16 protein-coding genes and 2 tRNA genes are annotated in these 19,578 nt (G+C 64.5%); 11 read left to right on the top strand and 7 right to left on the bottom strand.

The features are described from left to right. Window positions 1-58: 58 nt before the first annotated feature. The 5 genes from MUK71_RS10065 to MUK71_RS10045 form a co-directional block, all read right to left on the bottom strand. Window positions 59-502 carry a globin gene (locus MUK71_RS10065; protein ID WP_227901543.1) on the bottom strand — a complete coding sequence of 148 codons (444 nt, stop codon included), beginning with the start codon at window positions 500-502 and terminating at the stop codon, window positions 59-61. Then, window positions 495-1,169 carry a mechanosensitive ion channel family protein gene (locus MUK71_RS10060; protein ID WP_227901545.1) on the bottom strand — a complete coding sequence of 225 codons (675 nt, stop codon included), beginning with the start codon at window positions 1,167-1,169 and terminating at the stop codon, window positions 495-497. The genes MUK71_RS10065 and MUK71_RS10060 overlap by 8 nt, the downstream gene beginning before the upstream one ends. Before the next feature lie 50 nt (window positions 1,170-1,219). Continuing rightward, window positions 1,220-1,735: an OsmC family protein gene (locus tag MUK71_RS10055; protein WP_227901546.1), complete on the bottom strand. Its 516-nt coding sequence runs from the start codon at window positions 1,733-1,735 to the stop codon at window positions 1,220-1,222. Between the two features lie 55 nt (window positions 1,736-1,790). Then, on the bottom strand, window positions 1,791-4,343 hold the full coding sequence (gene pepN, locus MUK71_RS10050) for an aminopeptidase N (RefSeq protein WP_227927664.1): 2,553 nt from the start codon (window positions 4,341-4,343) through the stop codon (window positions 1,791-1,793). Between the two features lie 181 nt (window positions 4,344-4,524). Continuing rightward, complete coding sequence (locus MUK71_RS10045) at window positions 4,525-6,699, bottom strand: zinc metalloprotease (protein ID WP_227927665.1); 2,175 nt, start codon at window positions 6,697-6,699, stop codon at window positions 4,525-4,527. Window positions 6,700-6,932: 233 nt separating this feature from the next. Between MUK71_RS10045 and MUK71_RS10040 the strand changes: the two genes are divergently transcribed. After that, window positions 6,933-7,403 carry a ribose-5-phosphate isomerase gene (locus MUK71_RS10040; RefSeq protein WP_227901550.1) on the top strand — a complete coding sequence of 157 codons (471 nt, stop codon included), beginning with the start codon at window positions 6,933-6,935 and terminating at the stop codon, window positions 7,401-7,403. Next, on the top strand, window positions 7,403-8,308 hold the full coding sequence (locus MUK71_RS10035; RefSeq protein WP_227927666.1) for an Fpg/Nei family DNA glycosylase: 906 nt from the start codon (window positions 7,403-7,405) through the stop codon (window positions 8,306-8,308). Before MUK71_RS10040 ends, MUK71_RS10035 begins: the two co-directional genes overlap by 1 nt. A gap of 132 nt (window positions 8,309-8,440) precedes the next feature. On the opposite strand, the gene MUK71_RS10030 is transcribed toward MUK71_RS10035, so the two are convergent. Continuing rightward, window positions 8,441-8,514 (bottom strand) — tRNA-Gly (locus MUK71_RS10030). 150 nt (window positions 8,515-8,664) lie between these two features. Here MUK71_RS10030 and MUK71_RS10025 point away from each other — a divergent pair. The 6 genes from MUK71_RS10025 to MUK71_RS10000 all read left to right on the top strand — a co-directional run bounded on the left by MUK71_RS10025 (window position 8,665) and on the right by MUK71_RS10000 (window position 13,909). Next, window positions 8,665-8,738, top strand: a tRNA-Pro gene (locus MUK71_RS10025). A gap of 54 nt (window positions 8,739-8,792) precedes the next feature. Continuing rightward, the gene (tig, locus tag MUK71_RS10020; protein WP_227901553.1) at window positions 8,793-10,142 is read left to right on the top strand and encodes a trigger factor; all 1,350 of its coding nucleotides are present in this window, start codon (window positions 8,793-8,795) and stop codon (window positions 10,140-10,142) included. A 290-nt stretch (window positions 10,143-10,432) separates the two neighbouring features. Further along, complete coding sequence (locus tag MUK71_RS10015) at window positions 10,433-11,053, top strand: ATP-dependent Clp protease proteolytic subunit (RefSeq protein ID WP_227901586.1); 621 nt, start codon at window positions 10,433-10,435, stop codon at window positions 11,051-11,053. Between the two features lie 45 nt (window positions 11,054-11,098). Next, window positions 11,099-11,773, top strand: a complete 675-nt coding sequence (locus MUK71_RS10010; protein ID WP_227901554.1) for an ATP-dependent Clp protease proteolytic subunit — start codon at window positions 11,099-11,101, stop codon at window positions 11,771-11,773. Window positions 11,774-11,931: 158 nt separating this feature from the next. Next, window positions 11,932-13,224 (top strand): ATP-dependent Clp protease ATP-binding subunit ClpX, encoded by a 1,293-nt coding sequence (gene clpX / locus MUK71_RS10005; RefSeq protein WP_227901556.1) that lies wholly within the window; start codon window positions 11,932-11,934, stop codon window positions 13,222-13,224. 67 nt (window positions 13,225-13,291) lie between these two features. Beyond that, window positions 13,292-13,909, top strand: a complete 618-nt coding sequence (locus MUK71_RS10000; RefSeq protein ID WP_227927667.1) for a mycothiol-dependent nitroreductase Rv2466c family protein — start codon at window positions 13,292-13,294, stop codon at window positions 13,907-13,909. A 104-nt stretch (window positions 13,910-14,013) separates the two neighbouring features. On the opposite strand, the gene valS is transcribed toward MUK71_RS10000, so the two are convergent. Then, complete coding sequence (valS, locus tag MUK71_RS09995) at window positions 14,014-16,641, bottom strand: valine--tRNA ligase (protein WP_227927668.1); 2,628 nt, start codon at window positions 16,639-16,641, stop codon at window positions 14,014-14,016. 75 nt (window positions 16,642-16,716) lie between these two features. On the opposite strand from valS, the gene MUK71_RS09990 reads away from it, so the two are divergent. From MUK71_RS09990 to MUK71_RS09980, 3 genes are all read left to right on the top strand, one after another. Further along, on the top strand, window positions 16,717-17,100 hold the full coding sequence (locus MUK71_RS09990; RefSeq protein ID WP_227927669.1) for a DUF488 domain-containing protein: 384 nt from the start codon (window positions 16,717-16,719) through the stop codon (window positions 17,098-17,100). Between the two features lie 857 nt (window positions 17,101-17,957). Next, the gene (locus tag MUK71_RS09985) at window positions 17,958-18,434 is read left to right on the top strand and encodes a hypothetical protein (protein WP_227927670.1); all 477 of its coding nucleotides are present in this window, start codon (window positions 17,958-17,960) and stop codon (window positions 18,432-18,434) included. A gap of 139 nt (window positions 18,435-18,573) precedes the next feature. Next, window positions 18,574-19,332 carry an SDR family oxidoreductase gene (locus MUK71_RS09980; RefSeq protein WP_227927671.1) on the top strand — a complete coding sequence of 253 codons (759 nt, stop codon included), beginning with the start codon at window positions 18,574-18,576 and terminating at the stop codon, window positions 19,330-19,332. The last annotated feature ends 246 nt before the right edge of the window (window positions 19,333-19,578 follow it).

The following is a 19,578-nucleotide window of genomic DNA, read 5'->3' as shown; positions in this document are numbered from 1 at the left end:
CGCCTGGCGGTTAGGAACCGCCAGGCGGGTTCCGGGCCCGTATCCGGGAACCGGAACGTCAGGCGGAATTGACCATGCTGTGGGCCGCCCGCTCCAGATAGTCCCAGAGTGTCGCCTCGTGCAGGGGAGCAAGGTCCAGGGAATCGACGGCGGCCCGCATGTGGCGCAGCCAGGCGTCCCTGGCTGCGGGGGTAACTACAAAGGGCATGTGCCGCATCCGCAGCCGCGGATGCCCGCGCTGCTCGCCGTAGGTCTTCGGTCCGCCCCAGTACTGTTCCAGGAACAGCAGCAGGCGTTCCTTGGCCGGTCCCAGGTCCTCTTCGGGATACATGGGACGCATCAGCGGATCCTCGGCCACCCCTGCGTAGAACACGTCCACCAGCCGGACGAAGGTGGGATGGCCGCCAACGGCCTCATAGAAGTTGTACTGCGGCTGGGAGAAGCCCTGCGGCTGCAGCGGCAGGGACGGCCTTCCGGGTGCTTCGGGTGCCGGTTCAGTCATTGCTTCCCATTCCGTCGTTGAGGGCGTCCGATTTGGCCGGATCGCCGGCGGCCTCCGCGTCACCGGTATAGCGGCCCTGGGAGCGGTTGCCGACCTTCGCGAGTTCGCCGTTGCGGATGTACCAGATGACACCGCGGTCATCGATGATGCGGGTGATCCGGATGCCCACCGACTGCACCGTTCCAACGGTATCGCCCACCTCGATGACATCACCGATGCCGTACTGGTCTTCGATGGTGATGAAGAAACCGGCCAGGGCGTCGCGGATCAGTTCACGGGCGCCGAAGCCCAACGCGATGCCGACAATGCCGACACTGGCCAGCAGCGGGGCGATGTTGATGCCAATGGCATCCAGGACCATGATGATCGCCACGGTCCAAATGGAGAGGTTGACGGCGCTGCGCAGCAACGCCCCGATGGTGTCGGCCCGCTGGGCACGGCGTTTCTTGTCCAGCGTCCGCATGACCGGCTGGGCCCATTTCAGCTTGGAAGCGCTGAACAGCGAATAGCCCTTCTGGGCGCGGGCGACCAGCCGGTTAATCAGGAACCGGGCGAGGAACCAGACGATGGAGGCGGCCAGGATAATCAGGCCGGCCTGGATCAGACCGGACCAGTCGAAGTCCTCGACGGTCACGGTGGAAAGGTCGATTTCGGAAGCTGAAACCACTGGCTGCTGAACATCCTTCTTGTTGCCGGGCGGGAGATCTCCGGTTAAGGCTACCCGGGGAGGGGGGCCTCACCCTGCATCCGGGCGGCGGCAATGGTCTCCGGCCGGAAATCGACGGGGAAGTTGACGCTGCGTGCAATGAAGCACAGGCGGTGCGCGTCGGCGTGCATGGGGCCCGTGGCCAGATCGGTTTCCTTCGGGCCGCCGCCGGCAATGGTGACGCGGGGATGAAGCACCACCGAGGTGAATTCGCCGCTGCCGTCGCGGTTCAGCCGCAGGGTGCCCTCGGGCGCATCGGTGTAGGCGAGCACGCGGATCCCGTTGCGGACCGCCACGTGCAGGTAGGAGAGCATGTGGCACTGGGCCAGCGCTGCCAGCAGCAGCTGTTCGGGGTTCCACCGGTCGCGGTCGCCGTGGAAGGTCGGGTCCGCCGTGCCGGGCAGGTCCGGCAGTCCGGCTGCCCGGATCATGTGGTCGCGGCCGTAGCCGCGGTAGGACGAGGTCCCGTCGCCGCGGTTTCCCGTCCATTCCAGGTCCAGGGTGTAACGGTGTTCGGAGAGATTCACGTTCTCCAAGGTACCGTGTGCCCTGACCTGGGGAGGGAAACCGCGGCGGGAACTGCTAGCGGTCCGCTGCCTGGGCCTTCAGCGCACGGACCACGCCGTCACGGTTTTCCAGGACGAGCCTGCGCAGTGATGGAGCGTCCTCGCCCAATTCGGCCAGGAACGCATCGGTGCGGTCCACCGTGTCCTGCCGGGCCAGGCGGGACGGGTAAAGGCCGACGGCGATCTGCTGCCCGATTTCGTGGGTGCGGCTGGCCCACACGTCGCGGATCGCGTCGAAGTACTTCTGCGCATACGGTTCCAGCAGATCCGTGTTGTGCACCCGCATAAAGCCGGCAATGGCGGAACGCTGGGCAGCATTGGGCATGTCGGAGCGCTGGACGATCGCCTCCCACGCGGCGGCCTTGGCTTCAGCCGTGGGAATGGCGGCCCGGGCCATGGCGGCGGCAAGGGCGCCCGTGGCCGTTGCATCGCGGTCAAGTTCGGCGGCTATGTCCGTCTCGCCCAGCCGGCCGCCGGCCACGAGGCCGGTGAGCAGTTCCCACCGCAGGTCCGCGTCTATGGACAGCCCTTCGAGCGAACGGGTGCCGGCGAAGAGCTCCGCCAGGGTATCCAGGTGTTCATCGGAGGAGGCGTGGGCTGCAAAGGCCTTCACGAACTGCAGCTGCGAATCCGAGCCGGGTTCCGCGGCAGCGGCGAGTTCCCAGAGGCTTTCAGCGGCGGCTATGGTCATGGGCTCCCGGTCCTCGGGATTCACGTAGAAGGCCAGCGTGGTGGCCAGCTGGCGCAGCAGGACCTGCACCACGGTGGAATCGGATTCCGAAGCGATGTTCTGCAGCACCAGTTCCACATAGTTGCGGGCCGGAATCTCGGCGTCGCGCGCTGCGTCCCAGGCCGCGGCCCAGACCAGGGTCCGGGGCAGGGAATCGGCGATGTTGCGCAGGCTCCGCGTCGCGGTGTGCTGCGAGACGTCGTCGAGCCGGATCTTCGCGTAGGCCAGATCATCGTCGTTGAGCAGCAGCAGCGCCGGGCGCGGCTGACCGGCGAGTTCGGGCACCTCGGTGCGTTCGCCGTCGACGTCGAGCTCCACACGGTGGGTGCGCTGCAGCCTGCCCTCTTCATCCGGGTTGTAGAAGCCAATGGCCAGGCGGTGCGGGCGCAGCACCGGATACTCATCGATGGCGCTCTGCAGCACGGCAAAGGAGGTGATGTTTCCGTCCCCGTCCGTTTCGAACTCGGGCCGCAGGGTGTTCACGCCTGCGGTTTCCAGCCACTTGGCGGACCAGTCCTTCAGGTCCCGGCCGCTGGCCGTTTCCAGCTCCGACAAAAGATCGGAGAGTTCCGTGTTTCCCCAGGCATGCTTGCCGAAGTACTCGCGCACCCCGGCCATGAACCTGTCCTGCCCGACCCACGCCACCAGCTGCTTGAGTACCGAGGCGCCCTTGGCGTAGGTGATGCCGTCGAAGTTCACCTGTACGTCGTCCAGGTCCCGGATTTCCGCAACGATGGGGTGTGTGGTGGGCAGCTGGTCCTGGCGGTAGGCCCAGGCCTTCTCCAGCGAGGCAAAGGTGGTCCATGCCTGCTTGAACTCGGTGGCTTCGGCTGCGGCCAGCGTGGACATGAACTCGGCAAAGGACTCGTTCAGCCACAGGTCGTTCCACCAGCGCATGGTGACCAGGTCGCCGAACCACATGTGCGCCAGCTCGTGCAGGATGGTTACTGCGCGGCGCTCCACCGTGGCCTCGGTGACGCGGGAGCGGAAGACGTAGCTCTCCAGGAACGTAACGGCGCCGGCATTTTCCATGGCACCGGCGTTGAATTCCGGGACAAACAGCTGGTCATACTTCTCGAACGGATACGGGGTACCGAACTGCTCTTCGTAGAACGCGAAGCCCTGGCGGGTCAGTTCGAAGATGTTCTCCGCGTCCATGTACTGCATGAGCGAACGGCGGGCGAAGACACCCAGCGGAATGACCCGGCCGTCGGAGCTGGTCAGCTCGCTGCGGACGCACTGGTACGGTCCGGCGATCAGTGCGGTGATGTAGGAGGAGATCCGCGGCGTGGGCTCAAAGGACCAGGTGGAGCGCGGGCTGTCCTCGGTCAGGTCCCCGGCGGGCAGGGGCTCGGGCGTGGGGGAGTTGGAGATGACATCCCAGTGCGACGGCGCGGTGACGGTGAAGCGGAAGGTCGCCTTCAGGTCAGGCTGTTCGAAGACGGCGAACATCCGCCGGGAATCCGGGACCTCGAACTGCGAGTAGAGATAGACCTCGTTGTCCACGGGGTCCACGAATCGGTGCAGGCCCTCACCGGTGTTCATGTAGCGTGCATCGGCCTCCACTACGAGCTCATTGGACTCTGCGAGGTTCGGCAGCGAGATGCGCACGCCGTCGGACACCTCGGCGGGGTCAAGCGCCACACCGTTCAGCGTGATCCGGTGAACGGCGTCGGTGACAGCATCGATAAACGTGGAGGCACCGGGCCGGGCGGTAAACCGGACAACGGTTGTGCTGCCGAATACCGAATCCCCCCGCGTCAGGTCGAGATTGACGTCATATGACTGAACGTCGAGGAGTTCTGCACGTTCACGGGCTTCGGAGCGCGTGAGATTCATACCTGGCAAGGTAAGGCCTTTCAGACGGAAAAGGAGACCGGAAATTCCCCCTGATTCTGCGGGAGACACCGGACACTATTGATCTTCTGCAACATTCTCTCATTGCTAAGCACCCTGCCAAGTGCTGAAGGGCGGATTGCTGACCGCAATCCGCCCTTCGGGTATTGACGAGAATCCTGACTCAGCGTGCCACGCCGAGACCCGTTCCTGAATTGCGGCTCCATTGGCCGGTCATCGGCGAATCGCCGGGATTGCCGAAGGCCAGGGTCTGATCCGCCTTGACTTTCAGGTTGCTATTGCTCAGGTACCACACGTTTCGACGCATCACCCCGACGGTTGCGAACCCGTCCCGGTTCCAGTCGCCGGAGACGGGGATATCTCCGGCGTTGCCCAGAAGAAATGTCCCGTGGACATTAGGTCGGATGTTGCTATTGGTCAGATAGAAGCGATTGCTCCCACGTTCGGACCGGGCCACGCCCAGGGTGTCACAACCATCCCCGTCCCAGTCACCCACAACCGCAGTATCGCCGGACGCACCGAAGTAGATCTGGCCGTCTGCCGGACCGTTGGAGTTGGAATTCTTGAGGAAAACCTTTCCCTTTCGGTAGACCCCCACGGTCTCGCGCCCGTCCCCATCCCAGTCACCGCAAATCGGCTGGTCCCCTGTTGCACCGAAGGCGAACGTGGGGAACGATGCGGACCCAGTCAGGGTTTTGCGTAACGTCCAGACTCCGTTGCGAAACATAGCGGGAGTCGCAATGCCGTCGCCGTCCCAGTCGCAGGAAAGGAACTGATCATCGGATGTACCCAGGGTTGTTCCCGCTACGGGTGTGGAGTTGAAGTAGAGGCTCGCTGTCTTGGGCGTGACGGTGATGGAAGCAGACGAGCTGCTTACGGAGTTGATCTTCACAGTCGTGCCTGCATGCGTTGTGAACGTTTGGCCGGCTTGCCAGGTGCTGTTCGTGTTGACGTAGCCGGCGAAGTCCCGGGTGTTGGGCGAGACGATCAGGGAGTTGACTGCCCAGCTGTTGGCAAGGTCTGCTTTGACGATCTTCACACCGCGGTTTCCCCCCGTTGCAGTCGCGGTGTCATACCCGACGGGCATTCTGAGCTCGAGATAGTAGGTTTCTCCGGAGATGTCCCGGAACTTCACTGCACGATTGGACGCACTGCCAGCCCAAGGGCGAAGGCTGTATGTCTTTGCCTGGGTCGGGGTCCCGGCATCGAGGATTTCGTCACCGCGCCCGAAAGCGCCTGAATCCCAGAAATAAGAATTGATCATGGGCAGGTTGTACTGGGCGTATCCCATTAGATCGGAGGTGTCGCCATACTCACGGGATGTGCAGGCCCCATCTGCCCACTTCCCGGAGGAATTGATCCAAATATCGGACCGTCCGTTGTTGCACTTAAGGCTGTTTGCATGCAGCAGACCGAGAACGTGGCCAAGCTCATGGGTGACTACGTTGTTGGTAAACCCTGAAGGCTTGGGCATAAGCACCGAGCCGCTCGTAGGCCCGCTGGTCCAGCCGCCGCCCAGGATGCCCCCGTACCCGCCGCTTCGCAGCTCCGGAGCCGGAACAAAGACCACCAGTGCTTCGTTCGCCTCTTCGTACCACCGGAGATCCTTCCTGATGGTATTCATCATCGCCCCGTAATCCTGACGGGAATTGGCAGTACTTTTAAGCGTCTTGGTTTCAACGATTGACATACCGAGCCGTCCATTGGACGCGGCCCGCCAGTACTCGTTGGCTTTTACGATGGAGTTTTTTGCCGCTGCCTGGTCAACACCGCCGCGGTTGTCGGTCAGGGTGGCGAAGACCAGGGTCACCTGGATGGTGCCACTGCGGGCCGCAGCCCCCAAGGTCGAGGCGCCGCCACTCTGAGAGCTGAAGCTCTGTGCCTGGCCGTGATCGTGGTCGTGCATGGCAGAGATGTCGGTCTCGACGGCCGAGCGTACTGTTCCGTCGGGATCCGTCACCATCGGTGTGTTGGGACCCGGCACAGGGAAGCCGCCGCCCACTACCGGATCAAAGCCCGGATCTTCTTCTGCTTCGGTGTGCTCCGCGTCCTGCTCTTCCGGTTCAGTTGCGGCTGGCGTCGGCTCGGCGGGTTCGGTCTCCGCGGCATCCGGTGCAGTCAGCGGAGGTGCCTCTGCCGGCACGGGCAATTCTTCGGGCGCCGGATCGGCGGGCAGTCCGCCGACGCCGGGCGTCGGGGCAACCGGCGACGGGGCGGTGGCAGGTACCGGGCTGGCGGAAGGCCCGGGAGTCAGATCACCATAACTCTGGGCGGGCAGCCCGCCGGCCGTCAAGGCGGTAGCGAGCAGGGCCAATAGCGCGAGTTTTGCACTTTTCAATGGAAATCCTTGTGGAGCGAGCGAGCGAGACCTGGGACGCAGCAAGCAGCGCCCGTTGCTTGGGATCGGTTGATCCGCCGAGGCGGGACAATCCTATTGGAGTTATCGGCATGGACAGGCGCCGGGTTAGCGTTTGCGGCCGGATGTCCCAAATTTGTCAGCCCGGACGTCAGGAAAGTTAAGCTGGACATGCCATTTCTTCCCTCGATCAAAAGTGAACGGACCTATCTGACATGCGCGTCCATATTGCAACCGACCACGCAGGCCTGGAACTCAGCGCCCATCTGATTAAGCACCTCACGGACGGCGGCTACGAAGTAATTGACCACGGGCCGCGCGAATATGACGCCGAAGATGACTACCCGGCCTTCTGCATCAACGCCGCACAGGCCGTGGCCGCCGACCAGGCTGCAGGCACGCAGGCGCTGGGTATTGTGCTGGGCGGTTCCGGAAACGGAGAGCAGATTGCCGCCAACAAGGTCCGGGGTATCCGGGCGGCGCTGGCCTGGAACCTGGACACCGCGAAACTGGCCCGCCAGCACAACGATGCCAACGTTGTGGCCGTCGGCGGCCGCCAGCACAGCGTGGAGGAGGCAACCCGGATCATTGATGCCTTCCTGGCCGAACCCTTCAGCGGCGCGGAGCGCCATATCCGGCGGATCGGGCAGATTGCGGACTACGAGACCAGCGGCACCGTGGCCTGATGCCCGAGGGCCATTCCATCCACCGGCTCGCCCGGCAGTTTTCTTCCGTATTTGCCGGCAGCCGGCTGGCGGTGACCAGCCCGCAGGGCAGGTTCAGTTCCGGTGCCGCCAGGCTGGACGGGCAGGTCCTTGAAGGCGCCGAAGCCCACGGCAAGCAGCTGTTCCTGCGTTTCGATAATGACCTGTACCTGCGGATCCACCTTGGCCTCTATGGCGCCTTCGACTTCGGCGGGGATGAAACCTTCGCCGGTGCTTCCAGCATCGGCGCACCGCGGCGGGTGGGGGAGCGGGAGATAGCCGGCGACGGCGCCGCAGAGGACACCGCGTACGCAGGGCCGCCGCCGCCCCGGGGAGCGGTGCGGGTCCGGCTGGTATCCGACCACGGGTGGGCAGATCTGCGGGGCCCGACGGCGTGCGAGGTCATCACGGAACCGGAACGGGCGGCGGTGCTCGCCCGTCTGGGGCCCGACCCCCTCGCCGCAAATGCCGCGGAAGGCGACGGCGGCCGGGAGTTCTCGGAACGGCTCCGCAGCAAGGGCTCACCAGTGGGCCTGCTGCTGATGAACCAGGAAGTACTTGCCGGCGTCGGCAACGTCTACCGGGCTGAAGTACTTTTCCGCCGGCGCATCTCCCCTTGGCGGCTCGGCCGGGATATCAGCGAGGCGGAGGCGGCCGAGGTGTGGGCGGAGACTGTAACGCTGATGAATGACGGAGTCCGGCAGGGACGGATTATCACCACCGAGCCGCAGGACCGTGAGGACGCCGGCGAACCGGTTCCCGTGTCCGAGGCGCACTACGTCTACAAGCGGACGGGGCTGCCGTGCCGCCGCTGCGGTACCGCCGTCGCCGGCACTGAAATGGGGGCCCGGAAACTTTACTGGTGCCCCACCTGCCAGGCCCGCTGAGTCGCGCAATTCAGTCGCCCACTGACCGGGCCAGCCACACGGCCGCGGAGGTATATCCGCGGCCGTGTTTGAAGGTACGTCCGCACCGAAAAACAAAAAGGACCTTTCGCTGTGCGAAAGGCCCTTCTATTGTGGAGGGGATGACGGGAATCGAACCCGCGTAATCAGTTTGGAAGACTGAGGCTCTACCATTGAGCTACATCCCCGGCGCCGTAAGGCAGGTTTTACCTTAGCATGGGAAAACCTGCTGTGAGTAATCGGCCCGCAACCGGCTCCCTGCCGGCTGCGGATCACGTCGGTCAGCCCTGAAATTCGTCATACCCGCCGCCGGGCAGGTAGGCTGTCAGGTGCACTGACGGGGTGTAGCTCAGCTTGGAAGAGCGCCTGCTTTGGGAGCAGGAAGTCGCAGGTTCAAATCCTGTCACCCCGACTCTGTATAACCATGGTGCAGACCAACCCCAGAACCCTCAGGAGAACTTACGCTGTGAAGAGCGCCGTAGAAAACCTCACACCCACGCGGGTAAAGCTCAACGTTGAAGTTCCGTTCGAGGAACTGAAGCCGAGCATCGACGAGGCCTACAAGACCATCGCCACCCAGGTGCAGGTCCCCGGCTTCCGCAAGGGCAAGGTTCCCAACCGCATCATCGACCAGCGCGTTGGACGCGGCTATGTTCTCGAAACGGCCATCAATGACGGACTGAACGGCTTCTACCAGGAAGCCGTCCGCGAGACCGGCATCAGCCCCATGAGCCGCCCCGAGGTCGAGATCACCGAAGTTCCGGACCCCGCCTCGGATGAAGGCCAGCTGCTCTTCACCGTTGAGCTGGATGTCCGCCCGGAAATCGAGCTGCCGGACTACGCAGGCCTCGAGGTCACCGTTGAGCCCGCAGAAGCTTCCGACGCCGACGTCGAGAAGGCCCTGGAAGAACTGCGCAGCCGCTTCGGCACGCTGAAGGCTGTTGACCGCCCCGCAGTAGCCGATGACTTCCTGACCATGGACCTCGTGGCCAAGGTTGACGGCGAAGAAGTGGATTCCGCTGCGGACCTGTCCTACCAGGTGGGCGCCGGCACCATGCTCGAGGGCATGGATGAAGCCGTCACCGGCCTGAGCAGCGGCGAATCCGCTACCTTCAACACCAAGCTGGCCGGCGGCGAGCACGCCGGTGCCGACGCTGAGGTCACCGTGACCATCAAGGCCGTCAAGGAGCGCGAGCTCCCCGAGGCCAACGATGATTTCGCCCAGCTCGCCAGCGAGTTCGACACCATCGGTGAACTGCGCGAGGACCTGACCAAGCGTGCAGCCGAATCCAAGCTGATGGAGCAGGGCGTTGAAGCCCGCGACAAGGTGCTGGAGAAGCTTCTGGAGCTCGTTGAGGTTCCGGTTCCGGAATCCGTCATTGAAGAGCAGCTTGAGCAGCACTTCAACTCCGAAAGCGCCCACACTGCCGGTGAAGACCACGACACGGAAGAACACCGTGCCGAGGTCCGCGCCAACACCGAGGCCGCCTTCAAGAACGAAATCATCCTCGACGCCGTAGCGGAGAAGGAAGAAGTAGGCGTCAACCAGAGCGAACTGATTGACTACATCGTCTCCACCGCCGGCCAGTACGGCATGGACCCGAACCAGTTCGCCCAGCTGATCGACCAGAGCGGCCAGGTCCCGATGATGGTTGGCGAAGTACGCCGCCGCAAGGCCCTCGCCAAGGTGCTGGAGCTCGCCAAGGTCACCGACACCACCGGTGCCGAGATTGACCTGAGCGAATTCGTCCGTCCCGCCGGTGAAGAAGCCGAAGCAGGCGACGTCGAAGAGCAGCAGACCGAAGACAAGGCCTAGCCTGTCCCGTCCTTCCCTGTTCCGCAGGGAAGGCCAGCCGCGCCGCCGGTCCGAAAGGGCCGGCGGCGCGGTGCGTTAAGCGTCGGCACCGGGGACCATCCGTGGCGGGAAGCGTGTGATCTGCATCGTGCGCCGTCAGCGAACAGCCCGCTAAACGGCAGCCCGGCGGGGCGTGGACAGGCTAGTGTCCTAGAAGAGACAACCGGCAGGAGCAACTGGCACGGCCAGCATCTGTTTCCTGCCAGAGCGAGAGGTCACTCAGTATGGCAACTGCACCGAATACCCCCACCATGGCTACGGTGGACCCGGCCGGCCGGGACGACTACATCTACAACCGCCTGCTCAAAGAGCGGATCATCTGGTTGGGCTCGGAAGTCCGGGACGAGAATGCCAACGCGATCTGCTCCCAGCTTCTGCTGCTCTCCGCGGAGGATCCTGAGAAGGACATCTACCTCTACATCAACTCTCCCGGCGGTTCCGTGACTGCCGGCATGGCTATCTACGACACCATGCAGTTCATCCCGAACGATGTTGTGACCGTGGCTACCGGCCTGGCCGCTTCCATGGGCCAGTTCCTGCTCTCCTCGGGCACCAAGGGCAAGCGTTACGCAACCCCGCACGCCCGCATCCTGATGCACCAGCCCAGCGGCGGCATCGGCGGCACCGCATCGGACATCAAGATCCAGGCCGAGCTGATCCTGAACATGAAGCGCGTCATGGCCGAGCTGACCGCTGAGCAGACCGGCCAGAGCGTTGAAACCATCCTTCGGGACAATGACCGCGACAAGTGGTTCACCGCGCAGGAGGCCCTGGAATACGGCTTCTTCGACAAGATCTCCGCCCACGCCGGCGGCGTCACAGGCGGCGGCGGAACCAACCAGGACCAGGCAGAGGGCAAGGACGAGGACTAAGGTCCCGGACCCCGCCCCTCCATTTGCAGACTTCAGGAGTAATTCATGAACCACAATTTCGGCACCGCCGGCTCCGCCGCAGCACCGCAGATGCCCACCAGCCGCTACGTCCTGCCGCAGTTCGAAGAGCGTACGCCCTACGGCTTCAAGCGCCAGGATCCGTACACCAAGCTGTTCGAAGACCGCATCATCTTCCTCGGCGTGCAGGTGGATGACGCGTCCGCTGATGACATCATGGCCCAGCTGCTGGTGCTTGAGTCCACTGACCCGGACCGCGACATCACCCTGTACATCAACTCCCCGGGCGGTTCGTTCACGGCCATGACGGCCATCTACGACACCATGCAGTACATCCGCCCGGAAATCCAGACCGTTTGCCTCGGACAGGCTGCCAGCGCTGCAGCCGTCCTGCTGGCCGCAGGCACGCCGGGCAAGCGCCTGGCACTGCCCAACGCCCGTGTGCTGATCCACCAGCCGTCGCTCTCCGGCGGACAGGGTGGACAGGCTTCCGACCTGGAAATCCAGGCCGCTGAAGTCATGCGCATGCGCACCTGGCTGGAAGACACGCTGGCCCTGCACTCAAACCGCACGTCGGAGCAGGTCAACACGGACATTGAGCGGGACAAGATCCTCACCGCAGATGCAGCCCTGGAGTACGGGCTCATCGACCAGGTGCTGGATTCCCGCAAGATCAAGACTCCGGCCATCAACAAAATGTAATAGAAGCAGCTGGCAACAGACGGCCCGTGGTGCGTAATTCGGCACCACGGGCTCTCTGGTTGCTGAATAGCTCCGGCAAGTGTCCTAGAGTGGAACATGGTTGACTGCGCCTGGCCGGTAAACCGTATTTTTGATGGACCATCTAAGGGGACTGAACTATGGCTCGCATTGGTGAGAGCACGGATCTGCTCAAGTGCTCTTTCTGCGGAAAGAGCCAGAAGCAGGTACGCAAGCTCATTGCCGGTCCCGGCGTATACATCTGCGACGAGTGCATTGATCTCTGCAACGAGATCATCGAAGAGGAACTCTCGGAGGTTGCTGATCTGGGCACTTTCGAGCTGCCCAAGCCGCGGGAGATCTTCGACGCGCTGCAGGAGTACGTCATTGGCCAGGAGCCCGCGAAGCGGTCCCTCGCCGTGGCCGTGTACAACCACTACAAGCGCATCCAGGCAGGCCATGCCACCCGCGCCACCGGGAACCTCTCAGACGCCGTCGCCGGCGACGAGGTGGAAATCGGCAAGTCCAACATCCTCCTGATCGGCCCCACCGGCTGCGGCAAGACCTACCTCGCCCAGACCCTGGCACGGCGCCTGAACGTTCCGTTCGCCGTCGCCGACGCCACCGCCCTGACGGAAGCGGGCTACGTCGGCGAGGACGTGGAGAACATCCTGCTTAAGCTCATTCAGGCCGCCGACTACGACGTCAAGAAGGCTGAGCAGGGCATCATCTACATTGACGAAATCGACAAGATTTCGCGCAAGAGCGAGAACCCCTCGATCACCCGTGATGTCTCCGGCGAGGGTGTGCAGCAGGCACTGCTGAAGATCCTGGAAGGCACGGTCGCCTCGGTACCGCCGCAGGGCGGCCGCAAGCACCCGCACCAGGAGTTCATTCAGATCGACACCACGAACGTGCTCTTCATCGTGGCCGGCGCCTTCGCCGGGCTCGAGGAGATCATCGGTTCACGGTCCGGACGCAAGGGCATCGGGTTCGGCGCACCGCTGAACGAAACCACCAAGGGTACCGATTCCTACGCCGAAGTGATGCCGGAGGACCTGCTGAAGTTCGGCCTCATCCCCGAATTCATCGGCCGCCTGCCCGTCATCACCACCGTGTCCAACCTGGACCGGACCGCCCTGATCCGGATCCTCACCGAGCCCAAGAACGCTCTGGTCAAGCAGTTCCAGAAAATGTTCCAGCTGGACGGTGTGGAACTGACCTTCGAGCAGGGTGCCCTCGACGCCATTGCGGACCAGGCCCTGGCCCGGGGAACCGGTGCCCGCGGACTGCGTGCCATCCTGGAGGAAGTCCTGCTGCCGGTGATGTTCGACCTGCCCAGCCGGGACGACGTCGCCACCGTAGTGATCACGGCAGACACCGTTGAGAACAAGAGCGAACCTACGCTGATCTCGCACGCCGTGGCCACCAAGCGTCGGAACAAATCAGCCTGATCCGCGGTTGTTATCCGGTACTGAGCGCGGCGGGCAAAGCCGCGGACTGCCATCAAAGGAGATTTCCATGAGCGTTACCGCTTCCGCGTCCACCGCAGATTTCTGGTTCGATCCGATGTGCCCCTTCGCCTGGGTCACCTCCCGCTGGATGGGCGAGGTGGAGCAGGTCCGCGACGTGCGCACCAACTGGCACGTGATGAGCCTTGCCGTCCTCAACGAGGGACGCGACCTGCCGGCGGACTACCGGGAGCGGATGGACAAGGCCTGGGGTCCGGTACGCGTCATCATCGCTGCACAGGAGCTCCACGGCGATGAGTACGTCAAAAAGCTCTACGACGCCATGGGTTCCCGGATCCACGACGGCGGCAATGAGGATTTCCCCTCCGTAATCCGCGAGGCCCTTGAGGAGACGGGACTTCCCGCGGAGCTGGCCCGCTATGCCGAGACTGACGAATATGACGCCCAGCTGCGTGCTTCGCATAAGGAAGGCATCGAGAAGGTCGGCGACGAGGTCGGAACCCCCATTGTTGCTTTCAACGGCACCGCATTCTTCGGGCCGGTCCTCACCCGCATCCCGCGCGGCGAGGAAGCAGGAACCATGTTTGACGGCGCCGTGATGCTCGCTTCGAACCCGGCCTTCTTCGAACTTAAGCGCAGCCGCACCGAAAGCCCGCGCTTCGACTGATTCCCATCTGCTCCGGAATGCGGGGCAGCTGAGCGGTGAGTATCCGCTGAGCACAGCAAAAGGGCCCGTCCGGAAAAGTCCGGACGGGCCCTTTGTATGTGCCGCTACTCGGCCGGCGGTGCCAGCTCGACGTCGGAGACGCTGAGCTCACCCTCGCCGACCGCCAGGTTCAGCTCGCGCACGTTGCCTGCGGCCTTCAGATCGGCCTGTCCTGCCCGCAGACGTGCCACGGCGCCCTCCGGAGCGGTCACCGTGGCCTTGAGGACCTCGGTGCGCTGCTTGACCTTGGCTTCGGACTTTGCCTTGCGGATGCCGCCCAGTGCGGCGGCAACCGTGCCCAGGATCGCGGCGTCGGCGTCGGCCACAGCGGCCGAAAGGCCGTCGACGTTCGGCCACGGCGCGCGGTGCACGGACCCGCTGCGCCACCAGCCCCAGACCTCTTCGGTGGCGAAGGGCAGGAACGGGGCGAACAGGCGCAGCAGCGAATCCAGGGTGGTTGCCAGGGTGGCCAGCACCGATGCCTGCTCGGCCTCGCCGGCGGCGCCGTAGGCGCGGTCCTTGATCAGCTCCACGTAGTCATCCGTGAAGGACCAGAAGAAGGACTCGGTCAGCTGCAGTGCCTTGGCGTAGTCGTAGCGTTCAAACGCGCTCGTAGCGGCCTGAACGACCTCGGTCAGCTGGGCGAGCAGGGACGTATCCAGCGCGTTGGTGATCACCGAGGTGTCATCCAGTGCCACGTTCGCCTCCGTCGCGCCCAGGTTCAGGACGAACTTGGACGCGTTGAGCAGCTTGATCGCCAGCCGGCGGCCGATCTTCATCTGCGCAATCTCGTAGGCGGTGTCCGCGCCGAGCTTGGCGGAGGCCGCCCAGTACCGCACGGCGTCGGAACCATATTCGTTAAGCACATCCGTGGGGACCACCACGTTGCCCTTGGACTTGGACATCTTCTTGCGGTCCGGGTCCAGGATCCAGCCGGAAATCGCGGCGTGCTTCCACGGCGCGGCCGCGTTCAGGGCATCGGCGCGCACCACGGAGGAGAACAGCCAGGTGCGGATGATGTCGTGGCCCTGCGGACGCAGATCGAACGGGAAGACTTTGGCGAAGAGGTCCTCATCCACGCTCCAGCCGCCGACAATCTGAGGGGTCAGGGAGGAAGTGGCCCAGGTGTCCAGGACGTCCGCGTCGCCAATGAAGCCACCGGGCTGGTTGCGCTGGGACTCTTCGTACCCCGGCGCGGCTTCGGCGGCAGGATCCACCGGCAGGGACGCGGAATCCGGGAGGACCGGATTGTCGTAATCCGGGTTGCCCGCAGCGTCCAGCGGGTACCAGACCGGCACCGGAACACCGAAGAAGCGCTGGCGGGAGACCAGCCAGTCGCCGTTCAGGCCTTCGATCCAGTTCTCGTAGCGGGAGCGCATGAACGCGGGATGGAAATCGATCTCCCGGCCGCGGCGAATCAGGCGTTCGCGGCGTTCCTCATCGCGTCCGCCGTTGCGGATGTACCACTGGCGGCTGGTCACAACTTCGAGCGGCTTGTCTCCCTTTTCGAAGAAGTTGACCGGGTGGGTGATCTTCTTGGGCTCGCCGTCGAGGTCTCCGCTTTCACGGAGCATTTCGACAACGGTTTCCTTGGCGCTGAAGACGGTCTTGGTGGCCAGGGCGGCGTAGTTTTCCTTCGCCGCCTCGGTGGCGATCCATTCCGGGGTCTCGGCCAGGATGCGGCCGTCACGGCCGATGACGGCGCGGGTGGGCAGGTTCAGTTCCCGCCACCACGTGACGTCGGTCAGGTCGCCGAAGGTACAGATCATGGCAATGCCGGAACCCTTGTCCGGCTTGGCCAGCGGATGCGCCTTAACCTCCACCTCGACGTCGAACAGCGGGGACTTCACCGTGGTGCCGAACAGGCGCTGGTACCGCTCGTCATCGGGGTGTGCCACCAGGGCCACGCAGGCCGGCAGCAGTTCCGGACGGGTGGTTTCGATGTAGATCTTCTCGCCGTCGGGGGCGTGGAAGCTGATCCGGTGGTAGGCGCCGGGCTGCTCGCGGTCCTCGAGTTCGGCCTGGGCCACCGCGGTGCGGAAGGTGACATCCCAGAGGGTCGGCGCCTCGGCCATGTAGGCATCGCCGTCCCGCAGGTTCTCCAGGAACGCGCGCTGGCTGACGGCGCGGGAATGGTCATCAATGGTGCGGTAGGTGCGGTTCCAGTCCACGGACAGGCCCAGGGTGGAGAAGAGGTCCTCGAAGACCTTCTCATCCTCCACAGCCAGTTCCTCACACAGCTCAATGAAGTTGCGGCGGGAGACGACGTCGAAATCGCGCTGGTTCTTGGCAGCCTTGGCCGGGGGGCGGTAATCCGGGTCGTACGGCTTGGTGGGGTCGCAACGGACACCGTAGTAGTTCTGCACACGGCGTTCGGTGGGCAGGCCGTTGTCATCCCACCCCATCGGGTAGAAGACATTCTTGCCGGTCATCCGCTGGTAGCGGGCCATAACGTCGGTCTGCGTGTAGGAGAACATGTGCCCCACGTGCAGGGAACCGGACGCCGTGGGCGGGGGAGTGTCGATGGAGTAGACCTGCTCCCGGACCGTGTCCGGATTAAACGCGTACGTTCCCTCCTCGCGCCAGCGGGCGCTCAGCTTGGACTCGAGCCCCTCAAGGGCGGGCTTGTCGGGGACGGATACGGTCTTGGGTGCGTTGTCGGGCGTGTCTGTGCCCGGGATATGTTCAGCCATGCTTTCCATTCTTCCATGCAGCGCTATGGTCTGAGGCACTGTCCGGGCACGGTTCGCCGGCAGTAGCATCCCGGTATGGCGTCCACGAGCGAATCCCCGTCATGGAATGTACGTATCCGGCGGATCTACGCACCTCCCGACGGCGGCTTCCGGGTTTTGGTGGACCGGCTCTGGCCGCGCGGGGTGTCCAGGGAAAGGGCCAGCCTGGATGAATGGCTGAAGGACCTGGCCCCCAGCACCGACCTGCGCAAATGGTTCGGTCACCGGGAGGAGCGCTGGGAAGAGTTTGTCCAGCGGTACCGCGGCGAGCTGGAGCAGAATCCCGAGGTGGCGGACTTCAGTCTCGAGTGCCGGTCCCGGCCGGACACAGTGCTGCTGTTCGGGGCGCGGAATGAGAAGGAGAACGAGGCGGTGGTCCTGCGCGACTATCTGCTCTCCGGGCCCGCACCCGGGGCGTAGGGTTCCCGGGGTGCGGGTGCGGGCGCGGGCGCGGCGGGGCGGTGCCGGGTGTCCGTGCGGTGCCGGGTGTCCGTGCGAGGCCGGGGGCCCGTGCGGGGCCCATTCCCGGCCCAGGGGTGTCGGAGGCAGGGGCCGGCTTGTTGCCAGGGCCTCTCCGGGCCGAGGGCTCTTGGAATTTCCCACGCTTCGGTACGGATGTGGCTGCCGTGACCCCATCAGTAACACCAGCCCCGGAGTGTGGGAAGTTCGGGTAGGGAAGCTGCCGGCAGAGGGGAAAGGGGTCAGGTGCGACTGGCGAAGGAAGCCGACGGAGGTGGGAAAGTACGCAATTGTGGACTGAGCCGGCGGCCGGGAAGAACTCAGTTGCGACTGTCCCTCCACAGAGCAGAAGAATAGGCCACGATGCAGTCCGATCCTTCACATGACAGTTCACTGCTCGACTCGTGGTTGAGTGCGACGGCGAGGGTGGGGGAATGCAGGAACTCGAAGCATTCCTCAGGTCCAGGCACTGGCTGGCCCGGCAAGGCACACTGGTGGCAAACGGGTTTTCCCAGCGGCAGGTGGATGCGGCCGTGCGTTCCGGGTTGCTTCGGCGGGTTGGTCGGGGCCTCCTGGCGTTGGAGGGTGCCGATCCTGCCCTGCTTCGGGCGGCCCGCAATGGGGCATCGCTGTCTTGCGTGTCCGCAGCCTCCCTTTTGGACTGGTGGGTGCTGGCACCTCCCGGCCCGGTTCATCTCCGGTGCGACAGGGCGCTCACCCTCCCGGACACAGTGCTGCATCGGGGGCGCCGCTCGGGCCACCGGCTGATAGCAGCACCCCGGGAGATCGTCCGCGACGCATTCTGCTGTCTTCCCAGTGTGGAAGCCCTGGTGATCGCTGAGTCCGCCGTGGTCTGCAACGCCGTGGGGCTGGAAACCCTGAAACAGGAATTTTCAGGACTGAGGGACTGGAGAATCGCCCGACTGCTGGAAACGGTGCGCCGGACGACCGCTTCCCCTCTGGAGGTCTGTGCCCGTTTCCACCTCCTTGCCGCCGGTTTCCTCCCGCAGGAGGAGGTGATGCTGCCCGGAGTCGGCCGCGTTGACTTCCTCATCGACGGATGGTTGATCATTGAGATTGACGGCTACGCCTTCCACAGTGGGCGGACGGAATACCGGAAAGACCGGCAGCGCTGGAACTGTTCGACCTCCGGCGGATTGGTCACCTTGCGCGTTACTGCCGAGATGATCCTGCACAGTCCTGGCAGCTTCATTGAACTCGTACATCGCACGTGCAGGACCTGGCGTCCGCTCTACCGCGGTGGGGCCCGGAGGCGGCAGGTGGGGGCTTGGTAGGCCCTCGAACCGGACCGGCACAAACCGACCGGCCCCGGCAACCAACCGGCGCTGGGCAGGAACAGTCCCGCCCACGCCTAGGCTAAGCGGTCCGTAACGAACACGGGGCAGGCCGCAAACCGTGGCTAGAGTAGCTCACATGACTGAGATCACACCCAAGCGGGCAGTAGTTACCGGAGCAAGTTCAGGCATTGGAGCCGCCGCTGTACGGGCGCTCCGGGCCTCAGGATGGGATGTGGTCGCGGTGGCCCGGCGTGTGGACAGGCTGCAGGCGCTCGCGGATGAGACAGGCGCCGTCCCTGTGGCCGCGGACGTTACCGACGATGCGTCCGTGGCGCAGCTGGCGGAAACGGTGCTGGCCGGCGGGGGAGTGGATGCGCTGATCAACAACGCCGGAGGGGCCTTCGGGCTGGACTCCGTTGCCGGGGGCAGCATCAGTGACTGGCAGCGGATGTATGACGTCAACGTCCTCGGCGCACTGCGGATGACACAGGCATTCCTGCCGGCGCTGCGGGCCAGCGGCCGCGGTTCCGTCCTGCTGCTCACCTCGACGGCGGCCTCAACAGCCTATGAAGGAGGCGCCGGGTACTGCGCGGCCAAATCGGGCGAGGAAATGCTGGCCCGCACCCTGCGCCTGGAAGAGGCTGAACACAACGTCCGGGTGATCGAGATAGCTCCCGGGATGGTGAAGACCGAGGAGTTCTCCCTGAACCGGCTGGGGGATCCGAACGCGGCGGATAAGGTGTACGCCGGTGTCGAGAAGCCCCTGACCGCCGAGGACGTTGCCGAGGTCATGGCCTTCTCCCTGAACCTGCCGCACCACGTGAACCTGGACCAGGTGGTGCTGCGGCCGCTGGCGCAGGCAGCCCAGCACAAGGTCATCCGCACCGGCAGCTAATCCGTCCCCGCAGCCGGGCCGGCCGTCCCCGTGGCGGCGGCCCGGCCCGCGGCCCTGCCCGCGGTCAGGTCCGCGGTCAGGCCCGCACAGGCTGCGGTGCTTCGACAACCGGCGCGGGCGTGGCCTAAACTTGTGCGAAGCAGCTTCGACCCGGCTATCACCGGTGAGCTTCCGGAAGAACAGCCACCCCGCTCCGGCGCGGAGGGCCCAGTAGAACCGGACGGGTAAGCCCGTCACAGCAGTCAA

It is taken from the genome of Arthrobacter zhangbolii, assembly GCF_022869865.1.
Classification (GTDB): Bacteria; Actinomycetota; Actinomycetes; order Actinomycetales; family Micrococcaceae; genus Arthrobacter_B; species Arthrobacter_B zhangbolii.
This window is presented reverse-complemented; position numbering and strand designations above follow the sequence as displayed.

Excerpts from the sequence above, each read along its gene's own strand:
- MUK71_RS10000 (WP_227927667.1), top strand. The coding sequence starts at position 13,292 with ATGAGCGTTACCGCTTCCGCGTCCACCGCAGATTTCTGGTTCGATCCG.
- MUK71_RS10015 (WP_227901586.1), top strand. The coding sequence starts at position 10,433 with ATGGCTACGGTGGACCCGGCCGGCCGGGACGACTACATCTACAACCGC.
- clpX (WP_227901556.1), top strand. The coding sequence starts at position 11,932 with ATGGCTCGCATTGGTGAGAGCACGGATCTGCTCAAGTGCTCTTTCTGC.
- pepN (WP_227927664.1), bottom strand. The coding sequence starts at position 4,343 with ATGAATCTCACGCGCTCCGAAGCCCGTGAACGTGCAGAACTCCTCGAC.
- valS (WP_227927668.1), bottom strand. The coding sequence starts at position 16,641 with ATGGCTGAACATATCCCGGGCACAGACACGCCCGACAACGCACCCAAG.
- MUK71_RS10035 (WP_227927666.1), top strand. The coding sequence starts at position 7,403 with ATGCCCGAGGGCCATTCCATCCACCGGCTCGCCCGGCAGTTTTCTTCC.
- MUK71_RS09990 (WP_227927669.1), top strand. The coding sequence starts at position 16,717 with ATGGCGTCCACGAGCGAATCCCCGTCATGGAATGTACGTATCCGGCGG.
- MUK71_RS09980 (WP_227927671.1), top strand. The coding sequence starts at position 18,574 with ATGACTGAGATCACACCCAAGCGGGCAGTAGTTACCGGAGCAAGTTCA.
- MUK71_RS10065 (WP_227901543.1), bottom strand. The coding sequence starts at position 502 with ATGACTGAACCGGCACCCGAAGCACCCGGAAGGCCGTCCCTGCCGCTG.
- MUK71_RS10010 (WP_227901554.1), top strand. The coding sequence starts at position 11,099 with ATGAACCACAATTTCGGCACCGCCGGCTCCGCCGCAGCACCGCAGATG.
- MUK71_RS10040 (WP_227901550.1), top strand. The coding sequence starts at position 6,933 with ATGCGCGTCCATATTGCAACCGACCACGCAGGCCTGGAACTCAGCGCC.